The organism is Bacteroides sp. AM16-13 (assembly GCF_003602705.1).
Classification (GTDB): domain Bacteria; phylum Bacteroidota; class Bacteroidia; order Bacteroidales; family Bacteroidaceae; genus Bacteroides; species Bacteroides xylanisolvens.
On the sequence record NZ_QTLK01000015.1, the window covers coordinates 19,526 to 45,211 of the forward strand.

Annotated in this window: 20 protein-coding genes and 1 pseudogene; all 21 read left to right on the plus strand. The window is 35.7% G+C overall.

Annotated features, from left to right (window positions below; genetic code table 11):
* Positions 1-88 precede the first annotated feature (88 nt).
* The 21 genes and pseudogenes from DW173_RS13485 (at position 89) to DW173_RS13590 (ending at position 25,652) form a co-directional block, all read left to right on the plus strand.
* On the plus strand, positions 89-1,039 hold the full coding sequence (locus DW173_RS13485) for a tyrosine-type DNA invertase cluster 3b (protein ID WP_049702701.1): 951 nt from the start codon (positions 89-91) through the stop codon (positions 1,037-1,039).
* Positions 1,040-1,395: 356 nt separating this feature from the next.
* Positions 1,396-1,971, plus strand: a complete 576-nt coding sequence (locus DW173_RS13490; RefSeq protein WP_117683847.1) for a UpxY family transcription antiterminator — start codon at positions 1,396-1,398, stop codon at positions 1,969-1,971.
* Positions 1,972-1,986: 15 nt separating this feature from the next.
* Positions 1,987-3,252 (plus strand): FRG domain-containing protein, encoded by a 1,266-nt coding sequence (locus DW173_RS13495; protein ID WP_117810627.1) that lies wholly within the window; start codon positions 1,987-1,989, stop codon positions 3,250-3,252.
* 24 nt (positions 3,253-3,276) lie between these two features.
* The gene (locus DW173_RS13500) at positions 3,277-4,812 is read left to right on the plus strand and encodes a lipopolysaccharide biosynthesis protein (protein WP_117683849.1); all 1,536 of its coding nucleotides are present in this window, start codon (positions 3,277-3,279) and stop codon (positions 4,810-4,812) included.
* Entirely contained in the window at positions 4,805-5,926 is a 1,122-nt protein-coding gene (locus tag DW173_RS13505; RefSeq protein WP_117683850.1) for an NAD-dependent epimerase/dehydratase family protein, read from the plus strand. The genes DW173_RS13500 and DW173_RS13505 overlap by 8 nt, the downstream gene beginning before the upstream one ends.
* The gene (locus DW173_RS13510; RefSeq protein WP_117683851.1) at positions 5,899-7,182 is read left to right on the plus strand and encodes a Coenzyme F420 hydrogenase/dehydrogenase, beta subunit C-terminal domain; all 1,284 of its coding nucleotides are present in this window, start codon (positions 5,899-5,901) and stop codon (positions 7,180-7,182) included. The genes DW173_RS13505 and DW173_RS13510 overlap by 28 nt, the downstream gene beginning before the upstream one ends.
* A 184-nt stretch (positions 7,183-7,366) precedes the next feature.
* Entirely contained in the window at positions 7,367-7,807 is a 441-nt protein-coding gene (locus DW173_RS13515) for an acyltransferase (RefSeq protein WP_117683888.1), read from the plus strand.
* A 1-nt stretch (position 7,808) separates the two neighbouring features.
* Positions 7,809-9,029: a hypothetical protein gene (locus DW173_RS13520; protein WP_117683852.1), complete on the plus strand. Its 1,221-nt coding sequence runs from the start codon at positions 7,809-7,811 to the stop codon at positions 9,027-9,029.
* Entirely contained in the window at positions 9,026-10,243 is a 1,218-nt protein-coding gene (locus tag DW173_RS13525; protein ID WP_117683853.1) for a polysaccharide pyruvyl transferase family protein, read from the plus strand. The genes DW173_RS13520 and DW173_RS13525 overlap by 4 nt, the downstream gene beginning before the upstream one ends.
* A gap of 5 nt (positions 10,244-10,248) precedes the next feature.
* The gene (locus tag DW173_RS13530) at positions 10,249-11,397 is read left to right on the plus strand and encodes a glycosyltransferase (RefSeq protein WP_117683854.1); all 1,149 of its coding nucleotides are present in this window, start codon (positions 10,249-10,251) and stop codon (positions 11,395-11,397) included.
* A gap of 493 nt (positions 11,398-11,890) precedes the next feature.
* The gene (locus DW173_RS13540) at positions 11,891-13,012 is read left to right on the plus strand and encodes a glycosyltransferase family 4 protein (RefSeq protein ID WP_120144562.1); all 1,122 of its coding nucleotides are present in this window, start codon (positions 11,891-11,893) and stop codon (positions 13,010-13,012) included.
* Positions 13,013-13,015: 3 nt separating this feature from the next.
* Positions 13,016-14,227 (plus strand): Coenzyme F420 hydrogenase/dehydrogenase, beta subunit C-terminal domain, encoded by a 1,212-nt coding sequence (locus tag DW173_RS13545; RefSeq protein WP_117683857.1) that lies wholly within the window; start codon positions 13,016-13,018, stop codon positions 14,225-14,227.
* A complete protein-coding gene (locus tag DW173_RS13550) occupies positions 14,224-15,261 on the plus strand; it encodes a polysaccharide pyruvyl transferase family protein (protein WP_117683858.1) in 1,038 nt (345 codons plus the stop codon). Before DW173_RS13545 ends, DW173_RS13550 begins: the two co-directional genes overlap by 4 nt.
* Before the next feature lie 110 nt (positions 15,262-15,371).
* Positions 15,372-16,550 carry a glycosyltransferase gene (locus tag DW173_RS13555; RefSeq protein ID WP_120144563.1) on the plus strand — a complete coding sequence of 393 codons (1,179 nt, stop codon included), beginning with the start codon at positions 15,372-15,374 and terminating at the stop codon, positions 16,548-16,550.
* A gap of 46 nt (positions 16,551-16,596) precedes the next feature.
* Positions 16,597-17,667 carry a radical SAM protein gene (locus tag DW173_RS13560; RefSeq protein WP_120144564.1) on the plus strand — a complete coding sequence of 357 codons (1,071 nt, stop codon included), beginning with the start codon at positions 16,597-16,599 and terminating at the stop codon, positions 17,665-17,667.
* Between the two features lie 4 nt (positions 17,668-17,671).
* Entirely contained in the window at positions 17,672-18,754 is a 1,083-nt protein-coding gene (locus tag DW173_RS13565; protein WP_120144565.1) for a glycosyltransferase family 4 protein, read from the plus strand.
* 18 nt (positions 18,755-18,772) lie between these two features.
* Complete coding sequence (locus DW173_RS13570) at positions 18,773-20,179, plus strand: undecaprenyl-phosphate glucose phosphotransferase (RefSeq protein WP_120144566.1); 1,407 nt, start codon at positions 18,773-18,775, stop codon at positions 20,177-20,179.
* 35 nt (positions 20,180-20,214) lie between these two features.
* Positions 20,215-21,039, plus strand: coding sequence for a polysaccharide biosynthesis/export family protein (locus DW173_RS13575; protein WP_049702721.1), 825 nt, complete (start codon positions 20,215-20,217; stop codon positions 21,037-21,039).
* A gap of 9 nt (positions 21,040-21,048) precedes the next feature.
* Complete coding sequence (locus tag DW173_RS13580) at positions 21,049-23,487, plus strand: GumC family protein (RefSeq protein WP_120144567.1); 2,439 nt, start codon at positions 21,049-21,051, stop codon at positions 23,485-23,487.
* 261 nt (positions 23,488-23,748) lie between these two features.
* Positions 23,749-24,924, plus strand: a pseudogene (locus DW173_RS13585) (AAA family ATPase); the annotation flags it as partial.
* A 197-nt stretch (positions 24,925-25,121) separates the two neighbouring features.
* Complete coding sequence (locus tag DW173_RS13590; RefSeq protein ID WP_008022512.1) at positions 25,122-25,652, plus strand: HU family DNA-binding protein; 531 nt, start codon at positions 25,122-25,124, stop codon at positions 25,650-25,652.
* Positions 25,653-25,686: the final 34 nt, after the last annotated feature.

The window sequence follows — 25,686 nt, forward strand, 5'->3', positions numbered from 1 at the left end:
AAATAATATCTGGAAAGTGAAATTGAACCTGCAAAAAGATTTGTTCTTTTGTCGCTTGCCAAATAGTATATATATAAAATAACTAGTGATGCAAATGATGAATAAAAATGGATTTAGTCGATGTGGTGAGAACTACATCAATCGTTTACGAAAGGAAGGGCGTTATTCTACGGCGCACGTTTATAAGAACGCCCTTTATTCTTTCGGGAGGTATTGTGGTACATTGAATGTGTCGTTCAAGCAAGTTACCAAGGAACGTTTACGACGTTATGGTCAGTATCTTTATGAGTGTGGTTTGAAGCCCAATACGATTTCTACGTATATGCGTATGCTTCGTAGTATTTACAATCGGGGAGTGGAAGCGGGGAGTGCCCCTTATGTTCCTCGATTGTTTCATGATGTCTATACAGGTGTGGATGTCCGGCAAAAGAAAGCTTTGTCTGCCGGTGAATTACATAAGCTTTTGTATGAAGATCCCAAATCGGAACGTTTACGTCGTACACAAATTATTGCCGCCCTGATGTTTCAGTTTTGTGGAATGTCATTTGCTGATTTGGCACATTTGGAAAAATCAGCTTTAGATCAGAGCGTGTTGCGCTATAATCGAATCAAGACGAAAACTCCCATGAGCGTCGAAGTATTGGATACCGCCAGGGGAATGATAAATCAACTCTGGAGTAATCAGGAACCCATTCCCGATTGTCCGGACTATCTATTTGATATACTTTGTAATAACAAGAAACGCAAAGATGAAAGAGCATACCGTGAATATCAGTCTGCTCTTCGGAATTTTAATAATAGTTTGAAGGATTTGGCGAGAGTTTTACGGTTAAAATCTCCGGTTTCTTCTTATACACTGCGCCATTCTTGGGCAACGACAGCGAAGTATCGTGGAGTGCCAATTGAAATGATCAGTGAATCATTGGGGCATAAATCTATAAAAACGACACAAATCTATTTAAAAGGTTTTGAACTCAAAGAACGTACAGAGGTAAATAAAGGGAATTTATCTTACATTAGAAACTATCGTTTAGGTTGATAGTTAACGATAAAGTGTTAGAAATCAAGGGCGAAATGTTTCCGTTACTTCTTAGGTAACGGATAATTATTCGGTGCAAAGATATGCAAAAATACAAATAGTAAACAAGTAAAATCTTCTTTTTTTTCTGAATTGTTGAAATATGCAACAAAAATATATCAGGACATGATGATTCTGTTTGATCATGCCTGAAATTCCTGTACTCTGTTTCCAAAGATGTTTTCCCTTCACGTAGGTTAGAAAAACATCTTTGTAGGCAGTTCCTGTCCATGTTTTTCTGCTTTCATCTGTTTTTCTGTGAATGAGTACCTTATCCGTTACCTAAGAAGTAACGGAAAAATAAGGGGTAAAAAAGTATGATTCTAACGAAAGAAACTTTAAGTGCTGGGCCTAGTATTGGGACAGGGGAAGGCGTAGCACACTCTAAACGCTGGTATGTCGCTCTGGTCCGTATGCATCATGAAAAGAAAGTAGCCGAGCGTTTAGATAAAATAGGGATTGAAAATTTTGTACCAGTCCAGCAAGAAGTACATCAATGGAGTGACCGCCGTAAAGTGGTTGAATCCGTATTGCTTCCGATGATGGTTTTTGTACACGCTGATCCCAAAGAACGTAAAGAGGTTCTTTCCTTTTCTACAGTTAGTCGGTATATGGTAATGCGTGGTGAGAGCAGTCCGACTATCATTCCTGATGAACAAATGGCTCGTTTCCGTTTTATGCTTGACTATTCCGAAGAGGCAATCTGTATGAATAGTGCTCCTTTGGCACGTGGTGAAAAAGTGCGTGTCATTAAAGGTCCCTTGACAGGGCTTGTAGGAGAACTGGTTATGGTAGATGGTAGAAGTAAAATTGCTGTCCGGTTGAATATGCTGGGGTGTGCTTGTGCGGATATGCCGGTTGGATATGTGGAACCGATAGGAGAGAAACAATAGGCAACTAAATGTGTTATGGTAACAGGAAACGAATATATATTTCCGAATATAGATGATGCACTAGAATATGTGTTAAAGAATGAACAAAAAGCATTGGCTTCAGACAGGAAGAGACAAGTTGCTCCTTGTGTGCCAGAACAGCCGACTTCATCTTTTTTGAAGCCTGGAATGAAATCAAAACTGATTCCGGTGGACAGTTTAAATTATCCTTATAGCGGATATTTCAATAATGCACCATCAGAAAGTTTCGTTATGTCTCGATTGGCATCGGGTAGATATTCGTTGAAACCTAATCTGCATGAGAGAAAATTTCTGTTTCGTGGTGAGACTGAGTTTCATTCTCCTTGTACTCCAAGTCTGTTTCGCAAAAATGAACAGAAACAATATATTGAAGAATTGGCAATTGGGCAGGAAATGGAGCTCTTAATGTTGTCACATCCTTTAGTTCAGCTACTAGACCTTGGTGTTGAACTGAATGGACAACAATTTCGCTTTGAGATGAATTTGTTGGGTTTGACTCAGCATTATTACAATAAAACATGTTTTCTGGACATGACCAGTAGTCCGCAAGTGGCAGCGTTTTTTGCAACTACCGATTACGATTGGAAGACAGATACCTATTCGCCCATTTTAGATAAAGAGCACGTAGCTGGTGTCCTTTATTATTATTCGTTGGATATTGATGCTGACTTCAAGATAGTTCCACTTACAACAATAGGATTACAGGTTTTTCCACGTAGTGGCAAACAGTATGGCTTTCTTTATAAGTTGACAAAGGGACAGGATTTTAACACCTTTTTACGACTACAAATGGTGCGATTTAAGCATGACCCCAAAATAGCTCAACGTATTTTTGATGAATTTCATGGTGGCAAAGATCTTTTTCCTGATGATATTTTGATGAATCATTGGAAGGCTTGTAATCGTGATAAGCTAGTGCTGTCAAACAGGACTGTTTTGGCAAATCAGGTTAATAATCCCGGCTCATCAGTTGATGATTTGACTCATGAATTAGAAAATTTGGGGTATGAAATTCGAGACTATATACCAACTTTTACAAAAGATGAATTGAAAGAATATTACGCTGCTATAAAAAAAGGTTTTTGGAATGAATTTTGTTCAAGGATATACATCCCGGGTGATAATGGTTCTATATTGAATGCGTTGAAATCCCTTCCTTATGACCAGCGTTATCAATGGGCTTTTGATGAAAATATTCCGTATACTATAGATTATAACCAAGGGGTTGTACTAAAAAAGTTTGCCCGTTGCTTGAAATAGGTGAATTAGCCCTGAATTATTAAGATGTCTCAAGTAACAGACAATAATAAACGCATAGCGAAGAATACACTTCTTCTCTACGTTCGTATGCTCTTTATGATGATCGTGAGTTTGTATACATCACGTGTCATATTGAATGCTTTGGGAGTTGAAGATTTTGGTATATATAATGTTGTTGGTGGCGTTGTGGCTATGTTTTCAGTAATATCGGGCTCATTGTCTACCGCTATTAGTCGATTTATTACTTTTGAATTAGGGAAAGGTGATCAATGTAAACTGAATAAAATATTTTCAGCATCGGTTACTATTCAAATGTTGTTATCTTTGATTATTGTCGTATTAATAGAATCTATTGGCGTATGGTTTCTTAATTCTAAGATGACTATTCCAGTAGATAGAATAGTGGCAGCTAACTGGGTACTTCAATTTTCTATTGTCACTTTTGTCATAAATCTTATAAGTGTTCCATATAATGCGGAAATCATAGCGCATGAGAAGATGTCAGTTTTCGCATATATCTCCATATTAGAGGTTATAGGCAAACTGACCATTGCATTTTTGATTGTCGTTTCGCCTATTGACAGACTAGTTTTCTATGCCATTCTTATGTGTTTGGTTGCGGCTGTTATTCGACTAACCTACACTTGTTACTGTCGTAAACATTTTGAAGAATGTACTTATCACTTTTGCTGGGATAGAAAATTATTGAAGAGTATGTTTGGCTTTGCCAGTTGGAATTTTATAGGAGCATCAGCTTTTGTGTTAAGAGAACAAGGTGTTAATGTAATTTTAAATGTTTTTTGTGGACCAGTTGTTAATGCTGCTAGAGGAGTATCTACACAAGTAAATAGTGCTATAATAGGATTTGTTAATAATTTTATGATGGCGTTGAATCCGCAAATTACTAAATCGTATGCGTCTGGGAATAAGGAGTATATGTTTGCTCTATTACATCAAGGTGCCCGATTATCCTTTTATATGCTTCTCTTTTTATCTTTACCTATTCTGATAAATACTGAATATATTTTACTTTTATGGTTGAAGACAGTTCCTCAATTTACTATTATTTTTGTTCAACTCACATTGATTTTAGCTATGGTAGAATCTATTTCAAATCCTTTAGTTACAGCATTGTTGGCAACTGGAAAGATTAAGAATTACCAAATAATTGTAGGGGGATTAAACTTGTTGAATTTTCCTATTTCATATATTGCATTAAAAATAGGTTTCTCTCCATATTCTACTATGTATATAGCGTTAACGATTTCTGTGTTATGCTTATTGTTAAGGTTGTTGTTTTTAAAAGGAATGATAGGATTATCAGCATTATCTTTTATAACAAAAGTGATATTAAATGTAATGTGTGTAACCATAATTTCAGCGCTAGTTCCTTTGCTGTTGAAAATCTCTATAAACAGTATAAATTTATTTGCTTTTATAGGTAATATTCTTACCTGTTTTATATCAGTATCAATTACAATATTTTATGTTGGTTGTAAAAGACAAGAAAGGCAAGTTGTAATTTCTTTTATTAGGAATAAAATAAAAAAACGTGGATAAAAAAAAAGTGTTACTTCTGGGAGGAACAGGAACTCTTAGTATGGGAGTTCTTAAAGAAGCTTTAAATAAAGGTTGGGATATAACTGTACTAAATCGTGGAATACATAAAAAACATATTCCGGATAGCGTACATAGAATCATAGGTGATTTTAAAAAAGTTGAAACTTGGAAAGAAGCATTGCATTCATGTAATTTCGATGTGGTTGTTGACTTTTTATCACGTAATCCTGCGGATATATCTCGGGTTTTCCCTATATTAAAAAATAATTGTAAACAATACATTTTTATTTCTTCTGCTTGCGTTTATCGAAGAAATGAGGAAGATTTTCCGATAAAAGAAGATTCGCCTAAACCCAATATGAATTGGGACTACAATGTTGAAAAATATAATTCGGAAAAAGAGCTGGTCAAGTTATCCCAAAATGCATCATGCTATTATACTATAATTCGTCCTTATATTACATATGATGACGAAAGGATACCTTTTGGAATAGCTCCCTCTTATAAATATCATAGAACAATTATTGAAAGATTAAAAAATGGAAAACCAATGTTTGTTTGGAATGAAGGTAATAACATAACGACATTAACTTATATATCAGATTTTGCTAAAGGTGTGGTTGGGTTATTTTCTAATAATGCAGCAATAAATGAAGATTTTCACATAACGAGTGATTATCAATATACATGGAATGAATTCTGGAGTATTTTTCTTGCTAAATTGAATTTAAAAAGTACTATATATCATGTAGATGCCAAAGATATAACAAAATATATGCCTTCTGAAAAGCAATTATTAATGGGGGATCGGGGATTAGATGCCTCATTTGATAATAAAAAAATAAAAAAGGCTGTTCCATCTTTGACGTTTGAATTTAATCTGGAAAAAGGTATTGATAATTTGATAAAATATTACAATGAACTTGATTCTTGGAATTATGATTATAGATATGATGCGATGATAGATAAAATGTTGGCAAAACAATCTCCAAGATGTTTTTACATTAAATATGAAAAGGCCTATCGTTCTTCTTGGTTGATTTATCATATCTATAGATATCTCCCATATAAAATGGCGAATAAATTATGCAGAGTAATAAAAATAAATCAATAGATTTCAAAAGTTCAGTATTTACCTGTAATAAACTAAATTGCAGTGGTTGTGGTGCATGTGCTCAAATATGCTCAAAACATGCAATTGATATGGTAGAAGATAATGAAGGCTTCTTATTTCCAATATTAAATCAAGAGAAATGTGTGCAATGTGGATTATGTGATAAAATTTGTCCTGAAGTTAATTCACACCAATCAAACGTAGGAGAATATAAACAATGTTTTGCTGCAACTAATAAAGACAATGATTATTCACGTATGAGTGCGACTATTGGCGCTTGTACAATGATGGCCGAGTATGTTTTATCTATAGGCGGATATGTTTTTGGGGTTATTCTAGATGAAGATGAATGGAAAGCAAAACATAGATGTATAGATAATTATTCTCTTTTGCAAGAAGCTAGAAATTCAAAATATATTCAAAGCGATACAGGAAGTACATATTCTCTGGCTAAACAACTTCTAAATAAAGATAAAACTGTACTTTATATAGGGACACCTTGTCAAATTGCAGGATTAAAAGCCTTTTTGCAAAAAGAATATAAAAAATTGTATACAATAGATTTGATTTGTCATGGTGTATACAGTTATAGGCTACTTCAAAAAGAAGTAGATTATTGGAGTTGCAAGTTTAATAGAGGTAAAGTAAGTAATTTTAGATTTAGAAGTAAGGAGAAATATCCATGGATATACGGTGGTGTTATTAATTTTGATATCAGTAACAATAAGAGTTATGCTCATATAGAAATACATGGAAGTTGTTCGCCTCTTTATCGTTGCTATGCCTATAGTGAAGATGGTATTAATTATACCCTTAGAGAATCCTGCTATTCTTGTCAATTTAGAGATACCAATCGTTTTGGAGATATAACAATAGGAGATGCGTGGGGAATATCAAAGAAACGTTCTGAACTTTTTCAGAACAAAAATCTAAAGAAAGGAATATCATTAATATTATGCAATACTCATAAAGGGAAATTTCTTTTAGATCATATTGATAGTCAAGTTAATTTGGTTGAATTATCAGAAAATGAGGCTTTCTCTCAAGATGCATTAAAAAGTTCCAATAGAATGATTCCCAAGGAAAGATATCTTATTTATAATAATCTGGACAATGAAGATTGGGAGTCTTTAATTGAAAAAAATCTTCATGTTAATTTTACCAAATTAAGAACGATGTATCATATTCACGAGGTGAAGAAAACAATTAAAGAAGTAATTAAAGAAATGATTTTTTATAATAGATGGAAAAAGTGAAATATTATCCATATTTGGATACTTTGAAAGTAAGTAAGATCTTAAAAAGATTATTGTTTGGTTTATGAGATTGATTTCACATTTGCGCGCTATCAAATATGGCTTAGTTTGGTATGTAATAAATAGTTTAGTGTCCAATTTCCCAAGTATAAGATTAAGATATTATATTCTTAAATTATTTGGAATGAATTTAGCCAAGAATGTTCGATTTTATCAAGGATTTCACATAAGAAATCCTAAGGGAATTGCCGTTAATGATGGCGTCTCTATTGGCCCTAGAGTTTTGCTAGATGGTCGTAAGGGATTAATTATAGGTAAAAATGTAGTAATTGCGTACGAAGCAATTATATGGACATTAAATCATGATTACAACGACATATACTTTGCTGGTAAAGGATCATCTGTCACTATTGGCGATTATGCTTGGATTTGTTGTCGGTCGATAATACTTCCAGGCATTACCATTGGGGAAGGAGCTGTAGTTGCATCAGGTGCAATTGTAACAAAAGATGTTCCCCCATATACTATTGTAGGAGGAACACCTGCTAAAATTATTGGATATCGTGAGAAGAAAGCATATAGTTATGGTTATCATAAAAACAGTTCAATAGAATATTTTATATAAAATGAATTTGCCTGCTTATAAAAAAATAAGTGTAACGAAAAAAGCTGTTATATATCTTACGTTATTTATAGCTTTTTGTGGATGGTCTTCAATATATTTAAGCTGGGGAGGATGGCTGTCTAAACCTTCATTTTTTATTGGTTTCTTCTTATTTTGCTTGTGTATCTATTATTGTCGGCGAATAACAAGTGGAGAGATGACTAATGTTGTGAATTGGACCTTAATTTCAGCGTTTTTCAGCATTATTCCTGCTATGGGGGATTGGCATGCTAGTTTTCATTCTTACTTTTACGGGTATATTGCAACCTATTATGGATTGTTTTTTTATTATATGTTGAGAATATGGAAAGTGAGCCCAAATGCTCTTATGAAAATAGTAACTGTATTTTGTTTTATTTGGGTAGCTATTGAAATTGGTCAGCAATTTACGTATCCTGAATATTGGTTTTTAGGTCGCCAAAATGAATGGGACATAGTTGAGAACCGTATGGGACTTTGGAGATTCTACATTTGGGGGATTGATTTTGTAATGTTAGCCTTTGCATTTTATGCTGGTAAAGCTTTTTCCTCGAAACAATATTCAAAGGTTAATATGATTTATTTTATCATTTTTACTGTGGGTATTCTATGCTATTGTTCAAGGAAGCATATTGTCGCGGTCGTTGTAGTGATTATGTATGCTATATTAATGATAGAAAGCAAACATAAATGGAAGATCAGAATTATTTGTTTGGTCGTGATGGCGATTCTTTTTTATAGTTTCTATGATGATTATTTAGCAATGAGCGCAGAAGCTGTTGATTCTCAAGGTGCCGGTGAGGACTTCATTCGTTATCTTGCTGCCAAATATTTTATAGTGGATTTTTCTAATTCACCTCTTTATCCGATATTTGGGACAGGGTGGGGGAGTTTGGCTCTTGGTAATAAACTAGAGTATTGTAAACACGTACTACACTTTTATATTTCAGATGTTGGAATTATAGGTTATTATTCCACAGTCGGCTTAGTTGGGGTTTCTGCTATTATTTTTTACATATACAAATTTATCAGAAATTGGAAATATATTGATTTGGGGTATAAAATGTTCTTTATTATGAAAATGATTCTTGTTGTATTTGACTTCTGGATGTGCTGGGCTATTGGTATAATTGCTTATGGAACATTTTTATATCTATTGGATGAAAATATAAAGGAGAATAAACTTATTAAGAGTAAATTATGAATATTGGAATACTAACATTTTATAAAGTTGCAAATTTTGGAGCTAATATACAGGGGGTATCTACATACTGTTATTTGAAAAATGCAGGACACAATCCGATCTTCTTGAACTATCTTTCCCATCGAACAGAAGATGAACTTGAAAAGGGTTATAATGATAGTATTCAAGTAAAAGCACATTTGGATTTTGTAAACAATGTTTGTATTAATCAAACTGAAAATTTATATGGTTCTAAAGATATCGAAAGAATGATTAATGAATACCTTCTTGATGCTATTATAATAGGTTCTGATGCTGTAGTACAACATCATCCTCTTTTTTCAAGAATTCATAAAGGAAGAAGGAAGCCTTTTTATATAGCTCATCCGGTACCTGAGAGAATGTTTCCTAATCCGTTTTGGGGAATCGGTTTTGCTATTATGATTCCAACAGCAATGATGTCTGTATCGAGTCAGAACTCCAAATATAGTCAGTTTTCGAAATCATTGAAAAGTAAAATGCGAGAAACTTTAGCTAATATGAAATACATTTCTGTTAGAGATACATGGACTCGTGATATGATGTTGGCAATAGGGACCCCACAAAACATTGAAGTTACTCCTGATCCTGTTTTTTCTTTCAATTATAATGCGGGAGCATTAGTTCCGTCAGAAGAGGATATTAGAAATCGTTTCAATTTACCTAAGCAGTATGTATTGGTATCTCTTCATTCTCAAAGTTTATCAGTTAACATTCTCGACGAATTAAATCAAAAGCTTAAAAATCATGGAAAAGAATGTGTCGCTTTCCCAATGCCTAACGGTATTAAGTTTCAACATAATTTTGATTATCAAGTCAATGTGCCTCTATCGCCTATTGATTGGTATGCACTCATAAAATATTCAAGTGGATATGTAGGTAGTAATATGCATCCTATTATAGTTAGCTTGCACAATGCGGTACCCTGTTTTAGTATTGACCATTGGGGAACAAAAGATTTTTTTAATCGGACAGTTAGAGATGGTTCAAGCAAAGTAGAGCATATTATGGGAATTTTTAGCTTGAAAGCAAATGTAAGACCTATTAATGCGGGTGTTTGTGAAGTTTCAGCAGAACAGATTGTAACTGCTTTGCAGAATTTTCCCAAAGAAAAAGTAAGAGCTGTTGCTGCAGAGCGTTATGAACAATATAAGAAGATGATGGAAGATATAATTGATAGCTTACAAAAAAGATAGGAATTATGAGAATACTTATAATTTCCAAATGTCCTACGCATCCTACAAATGCAGGAAATAGATGGTGGATATTGTCACAAGCAGAAATGTTTAAGTCGTTAGGGCATGATGTGTATTTTCTCCATATTAGTGAGATGCCATTGAGACAAAACTCCAAAGCATATTTTGAAAGTATTGAGAAATCGAAAAAATATTGGGGAGATAGATATTACTTGTTTACTGTCAGTAAACTACAAAAGATCAAGATGACTTTGATTAAGTATTACCGTAAGAATTTCTGTCACGGTTTTTATCAGGTAGATGATCAATACCCTTATGGCTTGGAAAATATGGTAAATAGGCTTGATGAACAGATTCATTTTGATGTTTGCGTAATCAATTATTATTATTTATCTCGGCTGTTTGAATTTATCCATATTCCTAAGAAGGCAATAGCAACCCATGATTGTATTGCATACAAGAATCTCAAAGTTGGTATGCCTACTATGTGTATCACTGCGGATACCGAGGCAAAGGCAATGCAAAGATGTCCACATATCTTTGCTCTTCAGGAAGTAGAAGCCGATTATTTTCAACTTCTTTCACCTAATAGCGAGGTGTACAATCTATATGGTAAATATGGATATCATCCTCAACCTGTGGTGGGAAATCATAATCTGTTATTTCTTTCTGGAAATAATGAATTTAATCAAAATGGAATAAAGTGGTTTATTAAAGACATTTTTCCTTTCATAAGAAAGACATTTCCTGATGCTGAGCTTGTAGTAGGTGGAGGAATCTGTAAAATGATGTCAAGCCAGAATAATATAGATGGGGTGAAAGTTTTAGGGTATATAGATAATCCTGCAAATTTTTACGCTCAAGGAGATGTGGCTATTAATCCTGTGTATCAGGGAACTGGATTGAAAATTAAAACATTTGAATCCATATCCTTCGATAAAGTTGTAATGGTTCATCCTCATAGTATGGCGGGGATATTTAAAAAAGAAAGTGCTCCTCTTTTTGCGTCAACTAATCCAATTGAATGGGTAGAATACCTTGAAAAAATATGGGACAATGTTGCCGAAATCGATAATGTGAAAATTCAAAATAAAGTTTATCTTGCAGAAATGGATAGATTTGTTATTGCCGAGTACAAAAAGTTTTTAGGCTAATTTTATACAAATTGTTCTTGTGCTAGGAGTCTAATAATCAGGAAGAAATTTTATATCATGGAGAGATTATGTATACATCCGTTTGCGCATGAATTCGATAAATACTTGCGACTTACACCCTATAAAGGGATAAAAAAGAAGAAAAATTCTGTAGGTAAGTTTTGGAATTTAGTGATTAAGCCCATGGTTTTAGGTTATCATCGTTATACCTATATTAGAGTTTGTGGCTGTCGAATAGATATTGGTTGGTTACCAATATTAAAAAAATATAGGGATTGATTGAGACTAAATGGAAATAGAAGAAATATGAGTTTCACGTTTTGTCAATAGTTGGCGGTTGTTCAACCTCCGCATGGTCTAAAAAATAACGGTCATGCATAGTAGTGAAGATTTTGAGAAATAATGTAAGCTATAGCTCCACCCCCCCAAGAATACTGGAGCTAAGGATTATTGTCATAGGGGGTTGGATACTTACGATATATACCTTTTTTATATGAATAAGAAAAAAATATCTTGGATAACTCCAAGTTGTTTCATTGATGTAGATTTGCCGATTATAAATCTTTTAGCCAAAGATTATTTTATTGATTGGCAAATAGTGGTGGAAAATAATCAAGAGATCGATTATGAGTTATATGTAAAATCTGTACTGAAAGACAATCCTAATGTCCAAGTCTATTTTTTCTATTTAACGCATCGCCTTAGGAGCCTTCATAATATAATTGATTTAATACGTATCATTAAAAGAGCTAGAGCATTCCTTCCAAATCTGTATTATATTTCAGCAGCTATGCATCCTTATGGCACTATGATGTATCGTTTGATGCTTCCTAAAAGAAATGTCGTTATCGCATGTCACAATGTTTCTACTCCAAGAGGAGCTAATTCGGAAAAATGGGCCAAAAAACTAACTAATATGTGGATTCGTAGTTTTAAGAATATTCAGGTATTCTCAAGAAGTCAGGAAGTAATTCTCAAAGAGAAAGTTCATGGAAAGAATATTCTAATGGCACATTTGGCTTTAAAGGATTATGGAGAATCTACTATTGAAGTAAATAAAAAGGAAGAACGAACTTTTAGATTCTTATTTTTTGGAAATATTGTTGCATATAAGCGGGTTGATTTATTGATTGAAGCTGCAAATATTTTGCATGATAGAGGTATTGAAAACTTCAAAGTAAGGATTGCTGGTAGCTGTAATTGTAATTGGGAACAAAACTATGCATCGTTTATAAAGTGTCCAGATGTGTTTGAACTAATGATTAGACGAATTCCTAACGAGGATGTAGCTAATATGTTTGCAGATAGTCATGTTTTTGTTATGCCTTATCAAGATATAGCCCAAAGTGGGGCTATAACGGTAGCATTTAGATATAATGTCGTTACATTGGTCTCTGACATTCCTCAATTTAAAGAGTTTGTAGAAGATGGAGTGACGGGATTAGCATTCCAATCAGGAAATGCAGGTGATTTAGCGGATAAAATGCAGTGGTGTATAGAAAACAGGGATGTGCTTTTAAAAGAACTTTCTGTTAATCAAAAGAATTTTGTAGATAAGGAGCTTTCGCTAACCAGTATTGTTGCGAAATATAAAGACTTCTTTTCTAAATTGTAAATTATGAGTTTTGTACCTCGACTGGCTACAGATAAACAATGTACAGGCTGTTTTGCTTGTATAGATGTGTGCAATAAAAATGCTATAAATATAGTTGAACATTATGATGGGCATCGGTATGTAGAGATAGATAAAAGTAAATGTGTTGGTTGTGGCATGTGTGAACAAATCTGTCCGATCGTCTCGAATTTCGAATATCAGAAAAGTGAATATTCAGATTTCTATGCAGCTTGGGCAAAAAATAGAACACATCGAAAGACTAGTGCTTCAGGTGGCGCTTTTTATGCAATGGCGTTTTCTGTAATAGAACAAGGGGGAATTGTGTTTGGTGCGAAAATAGAATCACCTTGTTATGTTCATCATCAGGCAATTGATACTAAGGAAGAATTGACTTGTTTGCAGGGATCAAAATATACACATAGCAATGCATCTGGAAATTATAAACTTGCTTTGAAATATTTGAAGGAAGGTCGAATGGTTCTTTTCTCGGGCACAGGTTGTCAAATTGCTGGACTATTATCTTTTTTGAAAGATAGAACCTATAAAGGGAGTCTGGTTACGGTGGATTTAATTTGTGGTGGAATTCCTTCTAAAATTTTAATTGATAAATTTATTAGTCAGGCACCGTATAAAGTGAAGCGTGTTTTGTCATTTCGTACCAAGGAAACAGGATGGAAACCTAGAGGATTTCGTTATAATTTAAAAGTCGAAGACGAAAATGGTAAAATTTATGATTATGCAAATAAAAATAATTTAATTACTACTGGATTTAGTCTCGAATTAACGAACAGGTATTCTTGTTATGACTGTCCTTTCGTTGGAAAAAATCGCAAATCAGACTTTACCATAGGGGATTATTGGGGATGTATTAAATATGATGAAGAACATTTTGATGGTATATCGTTGATTATAGCTCATACTGATAAAGCGAGGCAGTTCCTTTCATCATTAAAAGATTCTTTATTTTATGATAAGGCTGATATGAACTTAGCCATATCTCATAATCATAGATTGGTTACAGGACATTCGATTCAGCAATATTTTTTTGAACGAAAGTTATTGGCTTTCTTTTCCTCACACCTTAGTGATAGTGTATTTTCAAAAGTATATGCGTATACCTTTTCGAATAAAAGTCCATGGATACTGTTGAAAGTGATTCGGAAAGTTTACGGAATAGTAGTAGTGATTATAGATAGAATAGGACATAAGCAATGAGAATCGGATTATTAACATATCATAAGTCGTATAATTGTGGAGCAGTGTTACAAACTTATGCCACATGTCGTCTCCTCAAGGAACTGGGACATGAAGTAGAGTTGATAGACCTTAGGCAGCCAGAACCTATAAAGTTGAGACAATTGATTTTTATTCCTCGTTTTATTAAATTTCATAGGTTCTGCAAAAAGTTTTATCCGTCGCTTACAAGGCATTATAAAACAGTGGAGGAACTTAGAAAGGCAAAGTTGGATTATGATTGTTTGTTGGTAGGAAGTGATCAAACATGGAATCCTTTAATTAGCCGTGAACAATGTTTGGCCTATTTTCTTGATTTTGGAGAGGAGCAGGTTCGCAGAGTGTCGTTTGCTTCGAGTTTTGGGGTGAATATGTGGCCGGAGAGTCATAAAGAGCTACTGCCTGCTATAGATAAACTTCTTCATCGTTTTTCAGGAATATCTGTGAGAGAGGTTACGGGCCAAAATATATTAAAGCAGCAATTTAGCCTTGATAGTAACTTAGTGCTTGATCCTACAATGTTGCATTCTTCTTATGCGGAAATTACTTCATCTATTATTCTCAATCACCGTATTGTCTGTTATCTTTTAAATCGTAATGATTGTCAGCTTGATATGGCACGTTATCTTTCATACAAGATGGGTATACCGGCTCGTATGATATTTAATGGATATCCTTTGAGAGGGTTTGAATATTGTTATCCTCCCGCTATAAAAGGATGGATAGAGCAGATTGGAGGAGCGGAGATTGTAGTGACAGATTCTTTCCATGGATTGGTGTTTAGTTTGCTTTATCATCGTCAGTTTGCTGTGATTCCTATAGCAAATGGATTATCGAGCCGTCTGCTTGATTTGCTTGATTTAGTAGGACTAAAAGATCATGTGTTTACTTCCCAGGAGGAGTTGGAAAAGAATATGGAGGTACTTCAGCGTCCGATTGATTATGAGAGGGTAGACAGAATATTGGCTATTTATAGAAAACAGTCAATTGACTTTTTACGTAATGTTTTGAGATAAGGATAATCGTCCTGCAAAAGTGCTTAAAAAAGATACAATTTTGAAAGTAAAGAATGGGAGAGGCTTAGATAATTAAATTGTATGGTTAGAAAAATACTTAATTATTTCTTATGAAAATATTATTGGCAAACAAGTTTTATTATCGTCGTGGTGGTGATTGTATCTATACGCTTAATCTAGAGTTATTGCTACGGGAGTATGGACATGAGGTAGCGATATTTTCCATGGATTATCCTGATAATTTGGAAACTCCATGGAGAAAATATTTTCCGAGTGAAGTGAAGTTTAAACCCGGATTAGGAATGTTGGAAGCTTTTTTGCGTCCATTAGGTACAAATGAAGTAAAAAGAAAATTTTGTGCATTACTAGATGAATTCAAACCTGACGTAGTACATTTGAATAATATTCATACGCAACTTTCTCCCATAATTGCTGAACTAGCACATGAAAGAGATATTAAAGTTGTATGGACTCTACATGATTTGAAGCTTCTTTGCCCTCGTTATGATTGTCTTCGAAATGGAAAAATAGCCTGTGAAGAATGTTTTATGGATAAACGTAAGGTGCTTGAGTATAAATGTATGAAGAATTCTATTGTTGCTAGTTTCTTAGCTTATAAGGAAGCAGTATCATGGAATCGTGAGCGTTTGGAGAAGTGTACAGATATATTTATTTGCCCAAGTTTATTTATAGCGAATAAGATGATACAAGGAGGTTTTAATAAAACAGAAATGTGTACACTCTGTAATTTTATAGATATAGAAAAAACAAGGAAGCAAGAGTATAATAAGCTGGATTATTATTGTTTTATAGGTCGTCTATCTAATGAAAAAGGGGTGGTTACATTGGTAAAAGCAGCTCGTCAGTTGCCATATAAATTGAAAATTATTGGTGAAGGCCCCCTGATGGAAGAGTTGAAAATACTGTGCAAAGGAACAAATATCGAACTTGTAGGCTATAAACAATGGGCGGAAATAAAAGAACTATTAGGACGCGCTCGTTTTAGTGTTATTTCATCGGAATGTAACGAAAATAATCCACTTTCAGTGATTGAAGCACAATGTTTAGGAACTCCAGTTTTGGGAGCATGCATTGGAGGTATTCCCGAATTGATAGAAGAGGGAAAAAGTGGAATGTTGTTCAAATCAAAAGATATAGTGGATTTAAAAAAGAAAATTGAGATGATGTTCACATATACGTTTGATTACGAATCATTGGCCAAAAAATCACAAGAAAAATACTCTGCAGATGCTTACTATAAACAGCTGATGAAGATTTATACCAAGTGATGAGGAAACATATTTCTTTCGTATATATTTAAAATCTTATTATATTATGACTACAAATAATATCCCGTGTCCTACGGACGCGAGCATTATTCTGACGTATCGTTGCCCGATGCGTTGCAAGATGTGTAATGTGTGGCAGTATCCCACAGAAAAGAGTAAAGAAATACAGCCAGAGGAGTTACGTACACTTCCAAAGCTGAAATTTATAAATCTGACAGGTGGCGAGCCTTTCATTCGTGAGGATTTGGATAAGATTGTTGAAGAATGCTATAAACATACGGATCGTATTGTGATTTCTACATCCGGATGGTTTGAAGATCGTGTGGTAGCATTGGCTAAAAAATTCCCGAATATCGGTATTCGTATTTCTATCGAGGGATTAAGTTGCAAGAATGATGAGTTGCGTGGTCATGCGGGTGGCTTTGATAAAGGGTTGCGTACGTTATTGACATTGAAAGATGTGGGACTGAAAGACATCGGTTTTGGATGTACAGTATCCAATAATAACTCAAAAGACATGCTTTCGCTTTATCAATTGAGTAAATCATTGGGAATGGAGTTTGCTACAGCCGCTTTTCATAATTCGTATTATTTTCATAAAGATGATAATGTGATAACGAATAAAGACGAAGTTTGTAAAAACTTTGAACAGCTGATAAAATGGCAATTGAAAGAGAATCATCCAAAAAGCTGGTTCCGTGCTTTTTTTAATATGGGACTAATCAATTATATAGAAGGAGGTCGCCGTATGCTGCCTTGCGAAGCCGGTTCTGCTAATTTCTTTATTGAGCCTTATGGCGATGTGTATCCATGTAATGGTTTGGAAGAAAAATATTGGATGAAGAAAATGGGTAATATCCGTGAAACTCCGAATTTTATGACTATTTGGGAAAGTGAACAGGCGCAACAAGTGCGTGCTATGGTGGGCAAGTGTCCGAAGAATTGTTGGATGGTAGGCACTGCTTCTCCGGTGATGCATAAATATATTAAGCATCCTCTGAAATGGGCATTGAAAAATAAATTCTTGAGTATACAAGGTAAGCCTGCGTGTTTGGACAAATGTTGGTATAACGTAGGACAGGATCCTTGTCAGGGAGATTTAAGAGAGAGTTTTTAAGATCATGAAAGTCATGGTAACTGGCACCCGGGGAATACCTAATATCCTTGGCGGTGTCGAGACACATTGTGAGGAGCTTTTTCCACGTATTGCGAGAAAAAGTATTGACGTCACTCTGATTCGGAGAAAAAGCTACGTTCATGATTCGCTTGAGGAATACAAAGGGGTAAAGCTGGTGGATCTTGAGACCCCCAAGAAGAAATCATTCGAAGCTATCATTCATACATTCAAAGCTATATTGAAAGCTAAGAGTCTGCATGCGGATGTTGTGCATATTCATGCTATAGGCCCTGCTTTGTTGACTCCCTTTGCTCGTCTGTTGGGTATGAAGGTAGTGTTTACCCATCATGGTCCCGATTATGACCGGAATAAGTGGGGATTTGCTGCGAAGACGATGTTGAGATTTGGGGAACGGATGGGATGTATGTTTGCTAATGAGGTGATTGTCATTTCAGAGGTAATCAACGATATTCTGGTACGTAAATATGGCCGAAAGGATTGTCATCTTATTTATAATGGAGTACCTACGCCGGACAAAATTGATAGTACAGATTATTTATCTGAAATAGGAGTAGAACCCTGTAAATATGTGTTTGCAATGGGACGATTTGTACCGGAAAAGAACTTTCATCAATTGATTCGTGCTTTTGCAGCTCTGAAACAACAGAATTATAAACTGGTGCTTGCAGGTGATACAGATTTTGAGGATGATTATTCAAAGAAACTGAAGTCTTTGGCAAAAGAGAATGGGGTAATTCTGACTGGTTTTATTAAAGGTACTAAGTTGCATGAACTGCTAACTTATGCCCGTTGTTTTGTTTTGCCGTCTTCTCATGAGGGTTTACCTATTGCTCTATTAGAGGCGATGAGCTATGATCTTCCTGTGATTGTGAGTGATATTCCTGCAAACCTGGAAGTAGGGTTGACATTTGATTGCTACTTTCAGGCTGGAAACGAGGGGCAACTGCAGGAAAAACTACAAAAGAATCTAATGCAAGATTTTTGTCCTATCCACTATTCAATGGATGAATATAACTGGGATAAAATAGCAGAACAGGTTGTTTCTGTATATGAAAATATGTTTTAATTTTTATAGTTTATTACTATGCAGGAAGTCCAACGTTTTAACAAAGTCCTAAAATCTTTGGTCCTTTTTGGGGATCTTATTTTGCTGAACCTGCTTTTATGGGGATTTAATTTGTTTCTGGGCACTCGTTTCTGGTGTACCCATTGCGGTTCTATCTTTCAGGGAATGACTCTTATCACTCTGTGTTATTTACTTTGTAATATGCATTCAGGTGTTATTCTTCATCGTCCTGTGGTGCGTCCTGAGCAGATCATGATCCGTGTCTTACGTAACATGGTTCCTTTTGTCTTTTTTTCGGTTTGTACGTTGCTTGTTTTTCATTTTCATTTTTCTCATTCCCGCTATTTCGGACTGTTTTATGTTGCACTGATAATTGTCATTATTAGCTATCGTCTAATTTCCCGTCACTTTCTGGAGCTTTATCGAAAAAAGGGAGGAAATGTTCGCAAGGTAGTATTAGTTGGAAGCCATGAGAATATGCAGGAACTTTATCATGCGATGACGGATGATCCTACGTCCGGTTATCGTGTACTGGGGTATTTCGAGGATTTTCCTTCAGACCGGTATCCGCAGGATGTTCCATATTTGGGACAACCAAATGAAGTAAGTGTTTTTTTAGAAAAACATGCGGGAGAGATCAATCAGCTTTATTGTAGCCTTCCTTCTGCGCGAAGTGCAGAGATTGTCCCTATCATTAATTACTGCGAAAACCATTTGGTCCGTTTCTTTAGTGTTCCTAATGTCCGTAATTATTTGAAGCGTAGAATGCATTTTGAATTATTGGGGAATGTTCCTGTACTTTCTATTCGTTGTGAACCATTGGAATCACTGGAGAACCGTATTATCAAGCGTGCTTTTGATGTTGTTTGTTCAGGGTTATTTCTTATTACGGTTTTTCCGTTCGTTTATATATTCTTCGGAATTGCAATAAAGTTAAGTTCTCCCGGTCCTGTTTTTTTTAAACAAAAACGCAGTGGTGAGGATGGTCGTGAATTCTGGTGTTACAAGTTTCGTTCAATGAAGGTTAATGCGCAATGTGACACTCTTCAGGCTACGGAAAATGATCCTCGTAAAACACGTATCGGAGAGATAATGAGAAAGACTAGTGTGGACGAATTGCCTCAATTTATCAATGTATTGAAAGGAGATATGTCTATTGTAGGTCCTCGTCCTCACATGTTAAAGCATACGGAGGAATATTCTAATCTGATAAACAAGTTTATGGTTCGTCACTTCGTTAAACCTGGAATAACTGGCTGGGCTCAAGTGACGGGCTTTCGCGGTGAGACGAAAGAGCTCTGGCAGATGGAGGGACGTGTGCAACGTGATATCTGGTATATAGAGCATTGGACTTTTTTATTGGACTTATATATTATGTATAAGACGGTGTATAATGCTATACATGGAGAAAAAGAAGCATATTAAAAAAATAAAACTTAGGAATTAAAGGGCGTTTAATTATGAATTTAAGAATTATGATGAGAAGACTAAACAAAAGAAATTTGTGGCTACTATTGTTGCCATTCCTATTGGCTGGCTGTCAGTCTTATAAAAAGGTTCCCTATTTCCAGAATGTGGAAGTTGTGAACGAGGTAGAACAACAGGAAAAATTGTATGATGCCAAGATCATGCCCAAGGATTTGTTGACTATTGTGGTATCGTGTACTAATCCTGAACTTGCGATACCTTTTAATCTGACGGTTGCCAGCAATGCCGGAATAGCTGTGAGTACTTCGTCTTATGTGACTACTCAACCTGTATTACAGCCTTATTTGGTAGATAATGAAGGAAACATAAATTTTCCGGTGTTAGGAGAATTGAAGTTAGGAGGCTTAACGAAAAGGGAAGCAGAACAGCTGATTATAGATAAATTGAAGCCTTACATGAAGGAGACTCCCATCGTAACGGTCCGTATGGTAAATTATAAAATATCTGTTATCGGTGAGGTTACCCGTCCCGGAACTTTTACTATCTCTAATGAGAAAGTGAATCTGTTGGAGGCATTGGCTATGGCTGGTGATATGACGGTATACGGTCTTCGTGATAATGTAAAGTTGATTCGTGAAGATGCAAACGGCAAACAGCAAATTGTAACTTTGGATTTGAACAAGGCCGAAACCATTCTTTCACCTTACTATTGGTTGCAACAGAATGATATTGTTTATGTAACTCCCAATAAAGCAAAGGCTCGAAATTCAGATGTAGGTAACAGTACCAGTCTTTGGTTCTCTGCCACCTCTATCTTGGTATCCATCGTCAGTCTATTAGTAAATATTTTAAAATAATGATTTGTAATGAAAGAAACAGATTTCAACGAAGCACAAGAATCTAAGGAAGAAAATATAGACGTTAAGGAACTATTGTTTAAATATTTGATCCACTGGCCTTGGTTTGTGGGGGCGGTTGTGGCGTGTTTGATTGCGGCATGGGTCTATTTGTATGTATCCACTCCCGTATATAATATTTCCGCTACGGTTTTAATAAAGGATGATAAGAAAGGGGGGAGTGCCGGAATGCTTTCCGGGTTGGAGAGTCTGGGATTGGATGGTATGATCTCTTCTTCGCAGAATATTGACAACGAGATTGAAGTTCTCCGTTCAAAGACTATCGTCAAAGAGGTGGTTGAAGATTTGGGACTTTATATTTCTTATACAGATGAGGATGAGTTTCCTTCCAGGAACATGTATAAGACTTCACCTGTACAAGTGAGTCTGACTCCGCAGGAGGCTGATTTGTTGGAGGAGCCGATGATTGTGAAAATGGCATTACAACCACAGGGAAGTATGGATGTGACTGTGAAGATTGACGATGATGAATATCAGAAACATTTTGAGAAATTGCCGGCGGTTTTTCCTACCGATAAAGGGACATTGGCTTTTTTCCTGACGCCGGACTCGGTATTATCTTCTAAAAGAACATCGGAAGAAACTACAGCTTCGGAAAAGACCACACGCAATATAACAGCAACAATTAATAAGCCTTTGGCTGTAGCGAAATGGTGTTGCAAGAATATGACTATAGAACCCACTTCCAAAACTACTTCTGTAGCTGTCATATCGTTGAAAAACTCAAATGTGCAGCGAGGCAAAGATTTTATCAATAAATTATTGGAGATGTATAATATTAATACGAATAATGATAAGAATGAAGTGGCACAGAAAACTGCAGAATTTATCAATGAACGTATTGGAATAATTTCAAAAGAACTCGGTAGTACGGAAAAGGACCTGGAAAGCTTTAAACGTGGGGCAGGTATTACGGATTTGACCAGTGATGCTCAGATCGCTTTAACTGGTAGTGCTGAATATGAAAAGAAACGTGTGGAGAATCAAACCCAGATTAATTTGCTGCAGGACCTTCAGAAATATATGCAGAATGAAGGTTACGAGGTTCTGCCTAGTAATATCGGATTGCAGGATGTGAATCTTGCGGCTGCCATTAATCGTTATAATGATGTGCTTGTTGAGAGAAAACGTTTGCTGCGTACGTCAACGGAGAATAATCCTACCATTATAAACCTGGATACCAGCATTAGTGCAATGAAAGAGAATGTGCAAGTTTCTTTAGACAGGGTGTTGCGTGGATTGTTTATCACAAAGGCAGATCTGGATCGTGAAGCGAGCCGTTATTCCCGTCGCATTAGTGAGGCACCTGGGCAGGAGCGCGAATTTGTGAGTATTGCGCGTCAGCAGGAAATTAAGGCCGGACTCTATTTGATGCTTCTTCAGAAACGTGAAGAAAATGCTATAACTCTGGCTGCTACAGCCAATAATGCGAAGATTATAGATGAAGCTATAGCAGATGATGCTCCTGTGGCTCCTAGAAGTAAAATTACTTATTTGATCGCTTTGATACTAGGAGTCGGAATTCCGGTAGGGGTTATATATTTGCTTGAATTAACCAAATTCAAGATTGAAGGTCGTGCAGATGTAGAAAAACTTACTAGTGCACCTATTGTCGGTGATATCCCGTTGACAGATGAAAAGCAGGGAGCTATTGCTGTATTTGAGAATCAAAACAACCTGATGAGTGAAACTTTTCGCAATGTCCGAACGAATCTTCAGTTTATGCTTGGAAATGGCAAGAAGGTGATTTTAGTTACTTCCACAGTCAGTGGTGAAGGTAAATCTTTTATCTCTGGTAATCTTGCTATCAGTCTTTCTTTATTAGGGAAGAAAGTAGTAATAGTTGGTCTTGATATCCGCAAGCCAGGTTTGAATAAGGTATTCAATATATCAAAAAGAGAACAAGGTATAACTCAATATTTGGCTAATCCGGAAAAGAATTTGATGGATTTGGTACAGCTCTCTGATGTCAGTAAGAATCTCTATATTCTTCCTGGTGGAACAGTTCCTCCTAACCCGACAGAATTGTTAGCACGTGATGGATTGGATAAAGCGATTGAGACTCTCAAAAAGAATTTTGAATATGTGATTCTCGATACCGCTCCTGTCGGTATGGTAACTGATACCTTATTAATAGGACGTGTGGCTGATTTATCTGTTTATGTATGTCGTGCGGATTATACCCGTAAAAATGAGTATACTTTGATTAATGAACTTATTGATGGAAATAAGTTGCCTAACCTATGTACAGTAATAAATGGTTTGGATTTGAAGAAAAGAAAGTACGGTTATTATTACGGTTATGGTAAATATGGCAAGTATTATGGTTATGGTAAACGATACGGCTATGGTTATGGATATGGAGAACAATCTGGTAAGGAAGAATAAATCCATTGATAACCAAGATATTTTAAAATTAATAATGTCATAGAGTGGTTTATAATACTTTACACAAAAGTGAGATGAAACATGTAGGTCCCTAACTTTATGCTACACACATGAAGAACCCTACATTTTGTGGTCAGGAAATATACAGCGGTGTATTCCTGATCAACGCCCTCATGTCGGTGTAAATCCGATGTGATTTCTATAATATCAACTGTCTGTGAAGATCGTTGATATTTTTTTTGTAAAACAGTGAATGGTGCGATGAATATTTTTTGTAGCTTTGTGAAAAATCGAATTGAAATGGAAAATTTACGAAGATACCCCATCGGAATACAGACTTTTTCGGAAATACGGAAAAGTAATTACCTTTATATTGATAAAACGGAATATGTGTATTGGATGGTACATTTCACTAAATACGTATTCTTGAGTCGTCCTCGTCGTTTTGGTAAGTCATTGTTGACTTCTACATTACATAGTTATTTCTCTGGTCAGAAAGAATTATTTCAAGGGTTGGCTATAGAAAAGCTGGAAAAGGAGTGGACGGAATATCCAGTGCTTCACTTTGATATGAGTACAGCCAAGCATGCAGACTGTGAACAGCTGTTGCAAGAGTTGAATATGAAGCTAATTCGTTATGAGGAGGTTTACGGAAAGATGGAGGGAGAGGTTAATCCAAATCAGCGTCTGGAAGGACTCATCAAGCGCGCTTACGAGCAGACAGGGAAACAAGTGGTTGTGCTGATAGATGAGTACGATGCTCCTCTGCTGGATGTAGTACACGAGGAAGAGAGGCTTGGCGTATTGCGTAACATCATGCGCAATTTCTACAGCCCTCTTAAAGCGTGTGATCCTTATTTGCGGTATGTGTTTTTGACCGGTATCACCAAATTCTCCCAACTTAGTATATTTAGTGAGTTGAACAATATCAAGAATATTAGCATGAATGAGTCTTATGCTGCCATTTGCGGTATTACAGAAAACGAGATACTTGCCCAAATGAAAGATGATGTAGACGCATTAGCCCAAAAACTGGAGGTTACTTCTGAAGAGGTATTGGCAAAACTGAAAGAAAACTACGACGGCTATCATTTCACTTATCCGTCTCCTGATATATATAATCCATTCAGTTTGCTTAACGCTTTTGCAGATGGTAAATTTAATTCTTATTGGTTTGGTAGTGGTACACCTACTTATTTGATAAAGATGCTGGATAAATTTGGTGTAGCGCCTTCCGAGATAGGAAAAAGAGAAGCTATTGTTGATGATTTTTATGCACCCACAGAGAATATGATAAGTATTCTTCCGTTATTATATCAAAATGGCTATATCACAATAAAAAGTTATGATAAGGAATTAGGCTTATATACATTGGATATTCCCAATAAGGAGGTAAGAATAAGCTTGATTAAAATGTGGACGAATAGATATGATGCTCCGCATAAAGACTACATTGTATGTGATGGAACGAAAATATGTTGTTGATTAATAAGTTGTTAATAATTTGAATGAATATAAAGAGCTCCGCAAGGGGCTTTTTTCTTTTCTATCCGGAATAAAAGCTTCACCTTTGCAGTGTTGATCAACAAAACGTGAATAAATAACTTGAATTTAAATCTTTAAAAAAACGTAGTATGAGTGTAATTTACAAAGTCATTACGCGCCCAACAGATCCGCGTGTTCCCAATTCTCCCAAGAGATATTATCCGCATCTGATCACTTTAGGTCAGTCTGTCAATCTGAAATATATTGCACAGAAAATGCAGGATCGTTCTTCGTTGTCTGTCGGTGATATCAAGAGTGTGATCCAAAATTTTGTGGAAAAGATGAAGGAGCAGCTGCTGGAAGGTAAGTCTGTGAATATTGAAGGTCTGGGCGTCTTTATGTTGACTGCCCGTTCGAAAGGTGCCGAACTGGCGAAGGATATTAATGCAAAAAGTGTAGAGAGCGTTCGTATTTTTTTTCAGGCGAATAAAGAGCTGCGCGTTACAAAGACTGCCACCCGTGCAGATGAGAAGTTGGATTTGATTAGCTTGGATGAATATCTGAAGAAGCTTAATATGACTATTTCTCCTAATGATCCTGAAAAACCGGATGATGGCGGAGAAGAAGGTGGAGGAAATGAAGGTGGCGGTAGCGGAGAAGCACCGGATCCTGCCGCATAATGAATTGTCAATTAACGATTGATGGTTAGGGTGT

Coding starts and splice junctions, on each gene's coding strand:
- DW173_RS13545 (WP_117683857.1), top strand. CDS start 13,016: ATGAGTTTTGTACCTCGACTGGCTACAGATAAACAATGTACAGGCTGT.
- DW173_RS13565 (WP_120144565.1), top strand. CDS start 17,672: ATGAAAGTCATGGTAACTGGCACCCGGGGAATACCTAATATCCTTGGC.
- DW173_RS13525 (WP_117683853.1), top strand. CDS start 9,026: ATGAATATTGGAATACTAACATTTTATAAAGTTGCAAATTTTGGAGCT.
- DW173_RS13520 (WP_117683852.1), top strand. CDS start 7,809: ATGAATTTGCCTGCTTATAAAAAAATAAGTGTAACGAAAAAAGCTGTT.
- DW173_RS13580 (WP_120144567.1), top strand. CDS start 21,049: ATGAAAGAAACAGATTTCAACGAAGCACAAGAATCTAAGGAAGAAAAT.
- DW173_RS13500 (WP_117683849.1), top strand. CDS start 3,277: ATGTCTCAAGTAACAGACAATAATAAACGCATAGCGAAGAATACACTT.
- DW173_RS13515 (WP_117683888.1), top strand. CDS start 7,367: ATGAATTTAGCCAAGAATGTTCGATTTTATCAAGGATTTCACATAAGA.
- DW173_RS13575 (WP_049702721.1), top strand. CDS start 20,215: ATGAATTTAAGAATTATGATGAGAAGACTAAACAAAAGAAATTTGTGG.
- DW173_RS13495 (WP_117810627.1), top strand. CDS start 1,987: ATGGTAACAGGAAACGAATATATATTTCCGAATATAGATGATGCACTA.
- DW173_RS13530 (WP_117683854.1), top strand. CDS start 10,249: ATGAGAATACTTATAATTTCCAAATGTCCTACGCATCCTACAAATGCA.
- DW173_RS13510 (WP_117683851.1), top strand. CDS start 5,899: ATGCAGAGTAATAAAAATAAATCAATAGATTTCAAAAGTTCAGTATTT.
- DW173_RS13485 (WP_049702701.1), top strand. CDS start 89: ATGCAAATGATGAATAAAAATGGATTTAGTCGATGTGGTGAGAACTAC.
- DW173_RS13550 (WP_117683858.1), top strand. CDS start 14,224: ATGAGAATCGGATTATTAACATATCATAAGTCGTATAATTGTGGAGCA.
- DW173_RS13490 (WP_117683847.1), top strand. CDS start 1,396: ATGATTCTAACGAAAGAAACTTTAAGTGCTGGGCCTAGTATTGGGACA.
- DW173_RS13590 (WP_008022512.1), top strand. CDS start 25,122: ATGAGTGTAATTTACAAAGTCATTACGCGCCCAACAGATCCGCGTGTT.
- DW173_RS13555 (WP_120144563.1), top strand. CDS start 15,372: ATGAAAATATTATTGGCAAACAAGTTTTATTATCGTCGTGGTGGTGAT.
- DW173_RS13570 (WP_120144566.1), top strand. CDS start 18,773: ATGCAGGAAGTCCAACGTTTTAACAAAGTCCTAAAATCTTTGGTCCTT.
- DW173_RS13560 (WP_120144564.1), top strand. CDS start 16,597: ATGACTACAAATAATATCCCGTGTCCTACGGACGCGAGCATTATTCTG.
- DW173_RS13540 (WP_120144562.1), top strand. CDS start 11,891: ATGAATAAGAAAAAAATATCTTGGATAACTCCAAGTTGTTTCATTGAT.